12 protein-coding genes are annotated in these 12872 nt (G+C 63.1%); 10 read left to right on the forward strand and 2 right to left on the reverse strand.

Annotation, left to right across the window (positions count from 1 at the left end):
- Window positions 1-25 precede the first annotated feature (25 nt).
- From rbfA to typA, 3 genes are all read left to right on the forward strand, one after another.
- Entirely contained in the window at window positions 26-430 is a 405-nt protein-coding gene (gene rbfA / locus ACXZ1M_RS20215) for a 30S ribosome-binding factor RbfA (protein WP_459049427.1), read from the forward strand.
- The gene (truB, locus tag ACXZ1M_RS20220; protein WP_459049428.1) at window positions 431-1354 is read left to right on the forward strand and encodes a tRNA pseudouridine(55) synthase TruB; all 924 of its coding nucleotides are present in this window, start codon (window positions 431-433) and stop codon (window positions 1352-1354) included. It begins immediately after the preceding gene.
- 90 nt (window positions 1355-1444) lie between these two features.
- On the forward strand, window positions 1445-3277 hold the full coding sequence (typA, locus tag ACXZ1M_RS20225; RefSeq protein ID WP_459049429.1) for a translational GTPase TypA: 1833 nt from the start codon (window positions 1445-1447) through the stop codon (window positions 3275-3277).
- 30 nt (window positions 3278-3307) lie between these two features.
- Here typA and ACXZ1M_RS20230 read toward each other — a convergent pair whose 3' ends face one another.
- Entirely contained in the window at window positions 3308-4447 is a 1140-nt protein-coding gene (locus ACXZ1M_RS20230) for a helix-turn-helix transcriptional regulator (RefSeq protein ID WP_459049430.1), read from the reverse strand.
- A gap of 151 nt (window positions 4448-4598) precedes the next feature.
- On the opposite strand from ACXZ1M_RS20230, the gene ACXZ1M_RS20235 reads away from it, so the two are divergent.
- A complete protein-coding gene (locus ACXZ1M_RS20235; protein WP_459049431.1) occupies window positions 4599-6848 on the forward strand; it encodes a DUF3141 domain-containing protein in 2250 nt (749 codons plus the stop codon).
- 6 nt (window positions 6849-6854) lie between these two features.
- A complete protein-coding gene (locus ACXZ1M_RS20240) occupies window positions 6855-8537 on the forward strand; it encodes an FAD-dependent oxidoreductase (protein WP_459049432.1) in 1683 nt (560 codons plus the stop codon).
- Here ACXZ1M_RS20240 and ACXZ1M_RS20245 read toward each other — a convergent pair.
- Window positions 8534-8986, reverse strand: a complete 453-nt coding sequence (locus tag ACXZ1M_RS20245) for a GNAT family N-acetyltransferase (protein WP_459049433.1) — start codon at window positions 8984-8986, stop codon at window positions 8534-8536. The two genes, ACXZ1M_RS20240 and ACXZ1M_RS20245, sit on opposite strands and share 4 nt — an antisense overlap.
- Window positions 8987-9030: 44 nt before the next feature.
- Between ACXZ1M_RS20245 and ACXZ1M_RS20250 the strand changes: the two genes are divergently transcribed.
- The 5 genes from ACXZ1M_RS20250 (at window position 9031) to dusA (ending at window position 12689) form a co-directional block, all read left to right on the forward strand.
- Complete coding sequence (locus ACXZ1M_RS20250) at window positions 9031-9597, forward strand: helix-turn-helix domain-containing protein (RefSeq protein ID WP_459049434.1); 567 nt, start codon at window positions 9031-9033, stop codon at window positions 9595-9597.
- A gap of 84 nt (window positions 9598-9681) precedes the next feature.
- Entirely contained in the window at window positions 9682-10008 is a 327-nt protein-coding gene (locus ACXZ1M_RS20255; protein ID WP_459049435.1) for a GntR family transcriptional regulator, read from the forward strand.
- 9 nt (window positions 10009-10017) lie between these two features.
- Window positions 10018-10929, forward strand: a complete 912-nt coding sequence (locus tag ACXZ1M_RS20260; protein ID WP_459049436.1) for an ABC transporter ATP-binding protein — start codon at window positions 10018-10020, stop codon at window positions 10927-10929.
- Window positions 10926-11615: a hypothetical protein gene (locus ACXZ1M_RS20265; RefSeq protein ID WP_459049437.1), complete on the forward strand. Its 690-nt coding sequence runs from the start codon at window positions 10926-10928 to the stop codon at window positions 11613-11615. The genes ACXZ1M_RS20260 and ACXZ1M_RS20265 overlap by 4 nt, the downstream gene beginning before the upstream one ends.
- 48 nt (window positions 11616-11663) lie before the next feature.
- Complete coding sequence (dusA, locus tag ACXZ1M_RS20270) at window positions 11664-12689, forward strand: tRNA dihydrouridine(20/20a) synthase DusA (protein ID WP_459049438.1); 1026 nt, start codon at window positions 11664-11666, stop codon at window positions 12687-12689.
- Window positions 12690-12872: the final 183 nt, after the last annotated feature.

The following is a 12872-nucleotide window of genomic DNA, read 5'->3' on the forward strand; positions in this document are numbered from 1 at the left end:
TCCACTTGCCGTTTATGGAATCATCATGGCAAAACATAGCAAAAACATCCCGCAACGCGGTCAACGCGTGGCCGATCAGATCCAGAAAGACCTGTCCGAGCTGATCGTATTTGAATTGAAAGACCCACGCGTCGGCATGATCACGCTGGCCGAAGTGCAACTGACGCCGGACTACGCGCACGCCAAGATCTACTTCACCATGCTGAAGGACGACGCGGAAACCGTGAAGAACACGCTGGCCGGCCTGCATGCCGCCGCCGGTTACCTGCGCAACCAGCTGGGCAAGCGTTTGCACATCCACACGCTGCCGCAGCTGCACTTCGTGCACGACACCTCGGCCGCGCGCGGTATGGCGATGTCGGCCCTGATCGACCAGGCCAACAGCACCCGCTCGCTGGATGACGGCACCGACGGCGCAGAGTCCGAGTAAATGAATCAAGCCCGTACCAAGCGCGTCCGCGATCTAGTGGACGGCGTGCTGCTGCTCGACAAGCCGGTCGGCTTTTCCAGCAACGACGCGCTGATCAAAGCCAAGCGCATGCTCAACGCCAAAAAGGCCGGCCACACCGGCACCCTCGACCCGTTCGCCACCGGCCTGTTGCCGCTGTGCTTTGGCGAGGCCACCAAGTTCTCGCAGGACTTGCTGGAAGCCGACAAGACCTATGACACCACAGTGCACCTGGGCCAGACCACCGACACCGGCGACACCGAAGGCGAAGTCATCGATACCCGCGACGTCAATGTCACGCTGGAGCAGATCCACGCCGTGCTGGAACAGTTCCGTGGCCCGATCGCGCAAGTGCCGCCGATGTACTCGGCCTTGAAGCGCGACGGCAAGCCGCTGTACGAATACGCCCGCGCCGGCATCACGCTGGAGCGCGAAGCGCGCAACGTCATCATCCACAAGCTGGAGCTGATTTCGTATGAGGCGCCGTTCCTCAAGCTGTCGGTCACCTGCAGCAAGGGCACCTACATCCGCGTGCTGGGCCAGGACATCGGCGAAGCGCTCGGCTGCGGCGCCCATCTGAACGCGCTGCGCCGCACCCAGGTCGGCGCCCTGACCACCGAGCACATGATCACGCTCGATGAACTGGTGGCCCATGCAGCGCCGCACAGCCTGCTGTCGCGGGTCGACGCGCTGCTGTCGAGCTTCCCGGCCGTGCAGCTGAACGCCGAGCTGGCGAAACGTTTCCTGAATGGCCAGCGCCTGGCGCTGGGCAAAGAGCAAATCGCCGTGCCGGCGGAGCAGGGCAGGGTGCGCGTCTACCTGGACGACAAGCTGCTCGGCACCGCCCACCTCGGCGAGTACAGCATCCTCGCCCCTGAACGATTAATCGCATTTGTGGCGCAATAAAGAGATAAAGTTGCGCCGCAACATGCTATACTTGCCGGCTTTACGTACCTCCTGTACGTACACCCGCAGTTTTTCCCCAAGATAACGACTATGTCTACTACTAAACGCGCAATTCGCAATATTGCAATCATCGCCCACGTTGACCACGGCAAAACCACGCTGGTTGACCAGCTGCTGCGCCAGTCCGGCACCTTCCGCGAAAACCAAGCGGTCGATACCCGCGTCATGGACTCGAACGACCTCGAAAAAGAGCGCGGTATTACGATTCTGTCGAAGAACTGCGCGGTTGAGTACGAAGGCACCCACATCAACATCGTCGACACCCCAGGCCACGCCGACTTCGGCGGCGAAGTGGAACGTGTTCTGTCGATGGTTGACTCGGTTCTGCTGCTGGTGGATGCCCAAGAAGGCCCAATGCCACAGACCCGTTTCGTTACCCGTAAAGCACTGGCCCTGGGCCTGAAGCCGATCGTGGTGGTCAACAAGGTCGACCGTCCTGGCGCACGCGCCGACTGGGCGATCAACCAGACTTTCGAACTGTTCGACAAGCTGGGCGCTACCGATGAGCAGCTGGACTTCCCTATCGTTTACGCTTCGGGCCTGAACGGCTACGCCGGCCTGACCGAAGACGTACGTGATGGCGACATGAAGCCGCTGTTCGACGCCATCCTGGAACACGTGCCAGTGCGCGATGACAATCCAGAAGGCCCGCTGCAGATGCAAATCACCTCGCTGGACTACTCGTCCTACGTGGGCAAGATCGGCATTGGCCGCGTTAACCGCGGCACCGTCAAGGTCGGCCAGGACGTTCTGGTCATCAACGGCCCAGGCGCCACCCCGATCAAAGGCCGCATCAACCAGGTGCTGAACTTCAAGGGCCTGGAGCGCGTGCTGGTTGACGAAGCTGTTGCCGGCGACATCTGCCTGATCAACGGTATCGACGAAATCGGCATCGGTTCGACCCTGTGCGCACCGGACACCCCGGAAGCGCTGCCTATGCTGACCGTCGACGAGCCGACCCTGACCATGAACTTCATGGTCAACAACTCGCCGCTGGCTGGCCGCGAAGGCAAGTTCGTGACCTCGCGTCAACTGCGCGATCGTCTGGACAAAGAACTGAAAGCCAACGTTGCTCTGCGCGTTGCTGCAACCGACGACGACACCACCTTCGAAGTTTCGGGTCGCGGCGAACTGCACCTGACCATTCTGATCGAAAACATGCGTCGCGAAGGTTTCGAGATGGCTGTATCGCGTCCACGCGTGGTGTTCAAAATGGTTGATGGCGTGCGCCATGAGCCGTTCGAACAACTGTCGGTTGACGTTGAAGAAGCCAACCAGGGCGGCGTGATGGAAGAACTGGGCCGTCGTCGTGGCGACCTGCAGAACATGGAATCGGACGGCAAAGGCCGTGTGCGTCTGGAATACCGTATTCCAGCACGTGGCCTGATCGGCTTCCAGGGCGAATTCATGACCCTGACCCGTGGTACCGGCCTGATGTCGCACGTGTTTGATGCCTACGCTCCAGTAGACAACACCAAAGGCGAACTGGGCGGCCGTCGCAACGGCGTGCTGATTTCGCAGGATGACGGCGCCGCCGTTGCCTACGCCATCTGGAAACTGCAAGATCGCGGCCGTATGTTCGTGGTCCACAACGACCCAGTGTACGAAGGCATGATCATCGGTATCCACTCGCGTGACAACGATCTGGTGGTTAACCCGATCAAGGGCAAGCAGCTGACCAACGTGCGTTCGTCGGGTACCGACGAAGCCGTGCGCCTGGTGCCGCCGATCCAGATGTCGCTGGAATACGCAGTCGAATTCATCGACGACGACGAACTGGTGGAAATCACCCCGAAATCGATCCGTCTGCGCAAGCGCTTCCTGAAAGAGCACGAGCGTAAAAAAGCATCGCGCGAAGCGTAATACTGAAAACCACCCCACGGGGTGGTTTTTTTATGGGCCGGGGGATTGGTGCGACAGGAAGTAGGCCGGGCTGGCCAGCAGCACCGAGACCAGGTCGGCCTGGCGGCTGGTGCCGGTCTTGGCGAAGATGCTTTTGAGCTGGGTGCGCACCGTGTTGAGCGAGGTGCCGCGTTCGACGCTGGCCGCTTCCGGCGTCAGGCCGCTGCAGATGGCCACCGCCAGCTGCGCCTCCGCCTCGCTGAGGCCGAACAGGCGCTGTACCAGCTCGGTGCGGATGTGCGGCGCCGCTTCCGGGTCGAACACGAACAGCAGGGCGCCGCTGCGCACCTCGGGCCGCGCCGCCATGCGCATCGGCGAGATCAGCACCATCAGGTCGCGCTGCCCCACGCGCGGCACCAGCACCACGCCGGGGATGTCGCCGGCCGTGCCCTGGCTGGCGTGGATGGCCTTGGTGATTTCCAGGTTCAGCTGCTGGGTGACGGTGCCGCTGCGGCAAAACAGGTGGGATTCTTCCAGCCACAGGTCGCGCCGGCCCTGCAGCAGCACGCCGGCGGCGCGGTTGCAATGGGCCACGCGGCAGAATTCGTCGATCAGGATGGCCGGCATGGCGATCACGTCGAGGCCGCTGATCAGCAGGTTCTGCCCCAGTTGCAGTTCGGCGAAGCGCTGCCGCATCTGGAGCGCCCGCTGCAAGTGCGGCATGAGCAGGTTGAACAGGTCCAGTTCCTCGCGCGCGAACGGTGGTTGTTGCGGCGTCCGTTGCAACATCATTTGCGTCAGCCACGGCCCCTCGTGTAGCACGATGGCGCCGCTGGCCCATGCCACGCCCTGCGGTTCCACCCACTCGCGATAGAAGCGGGTGTCCTGCACTTGCCCGGCGGGCAGGTCAAGGTTGCTGGCGTAGAAGGTGGCGATCGGGGAGCTGTGGATGTGGTGCGCCAGCACGTCTTCGGCCGCGTATTCCATCGCATACATGGTCATCCATTTTTCCTGCAGGCCTTCCATCCACAAGCCCTTGACCTCCTGGGTCTGGCGGTTCACCGTCAGCAGCATGGCCGCTTTCAACTGGAACAGGTCGATGAAGGCGCCGACGAAGCGCTGGAAGCCGTCGGGCGCCAGGACGGATTCGTAGAGGTGGGTTAGCAAGGTATCGATGCGATTTGGGCTCATGAGTTGATTATTGCGCAATGGTCAATCTATTACAAATTTAATAAAGAACTGGGCAAGAAACCGGGCTGGAGCGTGTGGTTTTTTCGTTTGCGTTTTTTCGGTCGCTGCGGTACTTTGGTGCGAGGCAGCATTAACGCAACGGAGGAACACGGTGAGCGACGACAAGAGCAACCCCTGGCTGAACTGGCCCGGCAATCCCTTCAACCTGGCCCAGCAGGCAACCGATTACTGGATCGATGCGGCCCAGCGATCCATCCTGTTCATGGACGTGCTGCGCGAGCGCGGCGACGAGCGCAACCATCGCGCCGAACAAACCGCCCCCCACGTGCTGAGTTTTAAATTCGAGGTCGTCATGGACGGCCGCCATCTTGAGCGGCCGGTCAACTACGGCCTGCTGCACATCCTGCAGCCGGACGGCATCGAGCCCGATCCCACCAAGCGTCCCTTCATCGTGTTCGACCCGCGGGCCGGCCACGGCCCAGGCATCGGCGGCATGAAGCACGACAGCGAAATCGGCGTGGTGCTCAAGGCCGGCCATCCGTGCTACTTCGTCGGCTTCCTGCCGCATCCCTGTCCCGGCCAGACCATTGAAGACGTGTGCCGTGCCGAAGCGCAGTTCATCGCCATGGTGGCGGCGCAGCATCCGCACGCCGACGGCAAGCCGGCCTTGATCGGCAATTGCCAGGCCGGCTGGCAGATCATGATGACCAGCGCCCTCAATCCCGACCTGGTCGGGCCGCTGGTGCTGGCCGGTGCGCCGCTGTCCTATTGGGCCGGCGTGCGCGGCAAGAACCCCTTGCGCTACCTGGGCGGCGTGCTCGGCGGCACCTGGATGACGGCGCTCGCGGGCGACCTCGGCAACGGCATTTTCGACGGCGCCCAGCTGGTCGAAAACTTCGAGAAGATGAATCCGTCCAATACGCTTTGGAGCAAGAACTACAACGTCTACTCCAAGATCGACACCGAGGCACAGCGCTTCCTGGAGTTTGAAAAATGGTGGGGCAACCCGGTGCTGCTGAACGCCGGCGAAATGCAGTACATCGCCGACTCGCTGTTCGTCGGCAACCGCCTGAGCGACGCCGCGCTGATGGACAGCAACGGCCACCGCATCGACCTGCGCAACATCAAGTCGCCGATCGTGGTGTTCTGCTCGTGGGGCGACGACATCACGCCGCCGCAGCAGGCGCTGGGTTGGGTGCTCGATCTGTACGAGGACGACGCGGCGCTGGTGGCCGGCGGCCAGACCATCATCTACTCCATGCACCAGAGCATAGGCCACCTGGGTATCTTTGTTTCGGCGTCGGTGGCGAACAAGGAGCACGAGGAATTCACGGCGGCGATGGACATGATCGACATCATGCCGCCGGGCTTGTATGAAGCGGTGTTCCTCGACAAGGACGAGGAAATGCTGCAGGCGGAAATCGCCGCCGGCGACCTGGCCGCAGGCGACTACGTGATGCGCTTCGAGCGCCGCAACCTGGAGTCGCTGCGCGAGCTGGGCGGCAACGACGTCGAGGATGAGCGCCGCTTCGCTACCGTGGCGCGGTTGTCGGAAATCAACAAAGGCTTGTACCAGACTTTCGCCAGTCCGCTGGTGAAAGGCTTGGTGACCGAAGCAAGCGCCGAGCGTCTGCGCGAATCGCATCCGCTGCGCATGCGCTACACGGCGTTCTCCAGCAAGAACCCGCTGCTGAACAGCATTCCGGCGCTGGCCGAGAAGGTGCGCGCGGAGCGCCGGCCGGTGGCCAAGGACAATGTGTTCCTGCAAATGCAGGAGGCATGGTCCAAGCAGATCGTCGACGCCCTGGACCGTTATCGCGATGCGCGCGACCAGGCCACCGAGAATATCTTCCTCGGTGTGTATGGCTCGCCGCTGCTGCAGGCGCTGGTGGGCCTGAGCACCGATGGCGGCAAGCCGCGCCGCATCGGCCGCGACATCGCACGCGAGGCGGCCAGCAGCGCCACCCGCGCCGCGCTGGCGCTGCGCACGAAAGAGGGCGGTGTCACCGAGGGCATCATCCGCGCCCTGCTGTACATCTTCCGCAGCCCGGAAATGAGCGCGGCGGACGAGCGCGCCTTTGCCGCCATGCGCCAGCTGCGCCTGCGCACTTCGGACGACAAGGAGATGAGCCTGACGCTGCTGAAGACCATCCTGCGCGAGCAGTACCTGATGTTGCAGGTGGACGAGGAAGCGGCGCTGGCCGATCTGCCTCTGCTGCTGCCGGAAGAGCCGGAGGCGCGCGCGACGGCGCTGGGCATCGTGCGCCAGGTGGCGGGCGCCACCGGCACGCTGACCGGCGAGGCGGCCGTGCGGCTGGAGCGCGTCGCCACTATCTTCGGCCCGCAGGCGCCGACGCTGGCGGTGGTGCGCAAGAAAAAAGGTGCACCCTCGGCGGCGTAGAGCGTGATGAGTACCAGCCCTTCATCGCCGCCGCCGCTGCCTACCGGTGAGCTGGAAAAACGCCGGCACCAGGTGTATCCGGTGCTCGGCGCATCGGATCTGCGCCATGCGCGCCGGTTTGGTACCGAGCGCCATTTTGCCGATGGCGAGAAGGTTTTCTGCGCGGGCGATGCCGCGCCCGGCGCCTTGTTCGTGCTGAGCGGCGCCATTGCGCTGTATCGCCACGATGGCTTCGACAATGCCTACCGCATCGCCACCCTGGGGCCGGGACAGTTCAGCGGCGAGGTGGGGCAGCTATCGGGCCGTCCGGCCATGTACGACGGCTTTGCCGAAGGCGCGCTGACGGTGCTGATGTTGCCGGCGGCCGCGCTGCGCACGCTGGTGGTCGAACATGCCGAACTGGGCGAGCGCCTGATCCGCACGCTGATCCTGCGCACCGTGGCGCTGTTGGCGGATAACTCCGGCGGGCCGGTGATCATCGGTCCGCGCGGGCATGACCGCATCCATGGTTTGCAAAGCTTCCTGACGGCGAATGCGCATCCGCATACGATTCTTGATCCGGCCGACGATGCGCGCGCGGCCGGGCTGGTGGCGCTGCATCGGCCCACGCCGGCGGAGTTGCCGCTGGTGCTGTGTCCCGGTAGCGGCATGAGGAAAAATCCTTCGGTGGTGGAGTTGGGCCGCTGCGTCGGCATGCTCAGGGAACTGAGCGAGGATACGCTGTGGGATGTGATCGTGGTCGGCGGCGGCCCGGCGGGACTGGCGACGGCGGTGTATGCCGGCTCGGAGGGCCTGTCGGTGCTGGTGCTGGAAACGCGCGCTTATGGCGGGCAGGCAGGCGCCAGCGCGCGGATCGAAAACTATCTGGGTTTCCCGACCGGCATATCGGGCGGTGCGCTGACCGGCCGCGCCTACGTGCAGGCGGAAAAGTTCGGTGTCGAGATCGCCATTCCGGCGCCGGCCGGCCGCCTGCTCGGCTGCAGCGATCATGCGCTGCGCGTGGAGCTGTGCGGCAGCCTGTTGCAACTCAAGGCGCGCAGCGTGGTGCTGGCCTGCGGCGCCCGTTATCGCCGCCCGGCGTTGGCCAATCTGAAGCAGTTTGAAGGCAAGGGCGTCTACTATTGGGCTTCGCCGGTCGAGGCGCAGCTATGCAAGGACCAGGACGTGATCCTGGTCGGCGGCGGCAATTCGGCCGGGCAGGCGGCGGTGTACCTGGCGGCCCATGCGCGCAAGGTGCACATGCTGATCCGCAAGGACAGTCTGGCGTCGAGCATGTCGAGCTATCTGATCGAGCGCATCGCGGCAAACGCCAACATCGAACTGCATACCCACTCGGAGATCGTGGCGCTGGAGGGCGATGACGACGGCTTGCGGCAAGTGCGCGTCCATCACGCGCAGCGCGGCGACGAGGTGCTGTACGACGTGTGTCGGCTGTTCCTGTTCATCGGCGCCGATCCCAACACCGGCTGGTTGGACGGCTCAGGCGTCAAGGTCGACCAGCACCGCTTTATCCGCACCGGGCCGGACGAAACCGGCATACGTTCGGCCTTGCAAACCAGTGTGGCCGGCGTGTACGCGATCGGCGATGTGCGTTCCGGCTCCACCAAGCGGGTGGCGGCGGCGGTGGGCGAGGGCGCGGCTGTGGTGGCGCAGATTCACGCCTTCCTGGCGGGCTCGCCTTTCGGTTAATTCAGCGGCTTGCGCATGAACACGCTGAGCGGATCGTCCGGGTAGTCGCCGTAGGGGCCGCAGCGTTCGAAGCCGTGGCGCGCGTATAGCGTCAGCGCCTCGTGCATGTCGGGGCCGGTTTCCAGCATCAGCTGCGGGCAGCCGGCGCTGCGCGCGGTCTGTTCCAGCAGCGCCATCAACTGGCGCGCGGTGCCGGCGCCGCGCGCGGCGGGACGCACATACATGCGCTTGATCTCGCCGTATTCGTTGGTCAGCACGATGGCGGCGCAGCCGATGGCCGCGCCGGCCGCATCGCGCGCCACGGCGAACTGGATATTCGGCTGCAGCAGCGCCTGCACATCCAGCGAGTACACCGATTCCGGCGGATACAGGCCGAGCAGGTATTCATCCAGCTCGGTGATCAGCGCGTAGACTTCGGGCTGGTCGGGCGTTTCAAAGGCGATAGGCATGGCGCGTCATTTTGTTGGATGACAAATCCAGTATAATGGATTTCATGGACATCAATCAACTCATTGCCAGCCGCGTGCTGAGTTTGCGCAATGCGCGCGGGCTGTCGCTGGCGGCGCTGGCCGAACGCAGCGGCGTCAGCCGCTCCAACATTTCCCTGATCGAACGCGGCGAAAGCAGCGCCACCGCCACCGTGTTGGACAAGCTGGCCGGCGCGCTGGGCGTGACCATGGCCTCGCTGTTCGCGGCGCAGGACCCGGCGCCGTCGCCGCTGAGCACGCGTGCCGAACAGGCCGTGTGGACCGATCCCGCCTCCGGCTACACGCGGCGCCAGCTATCGCCGGGCGTGCGCTCGCCGATGCAACTGGTGGAAGTGGAATTTCCGCCCGGCCGGCGGGTCGCCTACGACCAATCGCCGCACGGCGCCGACATCCACCAGCAAGTATGGCTGCTGGCAGGCGAGATCATCGTCACCGCCGGCGACCAGCAATGGCGCCTGCAAGCAGGCGACTGCGTCGCCTTCCGCGAAGGCCAATCCATCGCCTACGAAAACCCCGGCGCGACCCCGGCCCGCTACCTGGTCGGCCTGGTCACGCTGCCATTTACGCCATAAAAGGCGTTTGACCATTTTCGGTTAACTGTGCATACTGTGTATATGAAGAGCGGCTTTGTATTTTCCCAAGCAGACACCAGCCCCATGTATCAGCAGATCATGGAGCAGATCAAGCAGCGCATCGCTGTGGGGGATTGGCCGCCTCAAACGCCGTTGCCATCGGTACGGGAGCTGGCCAGCGAGATCAAGGTGAGCATCATCACGATCAAGCGCGCCTACCTGGAACTGGGCCGTGAGGGCGTCATCATTACCCAGCAGGGCAAAGGCAGCTGGGTCAGCGATGCGCTCGACATGAAGCTGCTTCAGCGGCAGGAGTTGATGCAGCATCTGGAGCAGGCCGGCAAGCTGGCGAAATCTCTGTCCCTGTCGGAAGAGAAAGTACTGCAGATGCTCAAGCCACACATGGAATAGGGGACCGGAATGGATTTGCCATTGGCAGTAGAGTGCACGGGAATCAGCAAGCGCTATCCGCATTTCGCGCTGGAGGCGGCCGACCTGGCTGTCGAACAGGGCACCGTGATGGGCCTGGTCGGTCCCAACGGCGCCGGCAAGTCGACCATCCTGCGCATGGTGATGGGACTGCTGGCGCCGGATGCCGGTACGGTCAAGGTGCTGGGCTACGCCATGCCGGAACAGCAGGTGGCCGCCAAGCGCAATATCGGCTTCATCGCCGAGGACATGCGGCTGTACGAAAGCGAAACCATCGGCTTTCACATGGCCTTCATCAAGTCCATCTTCGCCAGCTGGGACGCGGACTACGCCAGCCTGCTGCTGCGTCGCTTCGACCTGAATCAAAACCAGAAGGTCAAAGGCCTGTCGCACGGCCAGCGCGTCAAGGCCACGCTGTTGCTGGCGCTCGCGCGTCGGCCGTCACTGCTGGTGTTCGACGAACCGACCACCGGCCTCGATCCCGCCGTGCGCAAGGAAGTGCTCGATGAAATGATGTCCGCCATGGCGGACGAGACGCGCTCGATCCTGTTCTCGTCGCACAACACGGCGGATGTGGAACAGATTTCCGATTACATCACCTTCATCTACGGCGGCCGCATCGTCGAAAGCCGCAACAAGGAAGATTTCATCGATGGCTGGCGCAGGCTGCGCCTGACCCGGCGACCGGACCAGCCCTTGCCGGAGCTGGCCAACATCAAGGATGTCCAGCAGAGCGGGCGGCTGTGCGCGGTCACCGTCAATGAGTACGATGACGCCATTGCCGCGCGCTTTACCGGCGCCGGCCTGGCCGTCAGCGCGGTGGAACGGTTGACGCTGGAAGAAATCTTCCTTGCCAACGTCAAGTGCGCCAAGGCGAACACCTTGATGGAGTTGACGTCATGAGTACCTCGATCATCCCGCAACTGGTGCGCAAGGATCTGCGCCTGGTGCGCGGCGTCATCCTGACTTTCGGCCTGGTGAGTCTGGCCGCCATGCTGGTCGTGCCGCTGCTGCACGGACACATACCGGACTGGGCACTGATCAATCTCGGCTTCGTCCTGCTGATCGGCCCCGCCGCCACCTGCGGCATCGTGCTGGCGATGAAGACCAATGTCTTCGAAAGGGAAAGGTCGACCCAGGCCTTCATCATGAGTCTGCCGGTGACGATGCGCGAATTCACACGCGCCAAGCTGCTGGTCAACCTGCCGGTGTTTGCCGTGTTCTGGCTGGCGGTCAGCGCGGTGGCGTTCTACCTGGCTTTCGGCCTCGGGCTATTTCCGCGCGGCGCGGCGCCGTTCATCACCATGGTTTTCCTTGGCGTGTTTGTGGCCTACTGCTGCATCCTGAGCGCCAGCCTGGTATTCCAGTCGCTGGGGGCGACGGTGCTATCGATCCTGCTGCTCGAGCTGGCCACTTCGGCGTATTTGTGGAGCGTCGCCTACAGCGAGCCGATCGCGCGCCATGTCTACGGCGCGACGGCAACCTGGAATGCAACGGCGCTGTCCATCGTGGCGGCGCAGTTGGTGGTGGCGGTTGCCGTCATCGCGGCAACGGTGCATATTCAAGGGGCGAAGCGGGACTTCATCTGATTCGCTGTATAATGACGGCCCCCAATCGTTTCCCGTAGTGGCCACTCCATGACCATCATCACCTCGCCGACTGCCGACCAAGCACCTGTAGTGCCTAGCCGCCGCCTGTCCGTGGCGCCGATGATGGATTGGTCGGATCGCCATTGCCGCATGTTCCATCGCCATATCAGCAAGCACACCTGGCTGTACACGGAGATGGTGACCACCGGCGCGCTGGTTTACGGCGACGTCGAACGCCACCTGCGTTTCAACGAGGAAGAGCATCCGGTTGCCCTGCAACTGGGCGGCAGCGATCCCACCGACCTCGCCACCAGCGCCAAGCTGGGCGAGAAGTGGGGCTATGACGAGATCAACCTGAACTGCGGCTGCCCGTCCGAGCGCGTGCAGAAGGGCGCGTTCGGCGCCTGCCTGATGGCCGAGCCGCAACTGGTGGCCGATTGCGTGAAGGCCATGCGCGACGCCGTCTCCATCGACGTCACCGTCAAGCACCGCATCGGCATCGACGATGTGCAAAGCTACGACTTCGTGCGCGACTTCGTGGGCAAGGTGGCGGATGCCGGTTGCACTACTTTCATCGTGCACGCGCGCAACGCCATCCTGAAGGGCCTGTCGCCCAAGGAAAACCGCGAAATCCCGCCGCTGAAGTACGAATACGCCTACCAGCTCAAGCGCGATTTCCCTGACTTCGAAATCATTATCAACGGCGGCATCAAGACCGAAGCCGAAATCGACGAGCATTTGCTGCATCTGGACGGCGTGATGCTGGGGCGCGAGGCATACCACAATCCGTTCGTGATGGCCAACTTCGACCAGCGCTACTACGGCGACAAGAGCGCGCCAAAGACCCGCGAACAGGTGCTCGAAGCCATGATTCCCTACATCCAGGCGCAACTGGTCCAGTATGGCCCGCTCGGCATGAAGCTCAATTCCATCACCCGCCACATGCTCGGCATCATGACCGGCCTGCCCGGCGCCCGTGCCTTCCGTCAGACTTTGTCCGACTCCAAAAAGCTCGCCCTCGGCGACGCCAATTTGCTCCTCGAAGCCGCAGCCCGCCTGCGTATTGCTGCTTAGAAATACCAATTTTGACGAACTTTCAACGGGTGTGGTGAAATTTCCACGCAGAAAGTTCGCTTGCGTATTTTTGAGGCAGTAATTGCTTGCTTTGAGGCAAAATTTGCATCTATAATTCCGTAATATACACACATATCCACCGACCTTCGTTGTGTGTTGCGGCCCAAAAAACTACATGCGAGC

The sequence above is a fragment of the Duganella paludis genome, assembly GCF_054461335.1.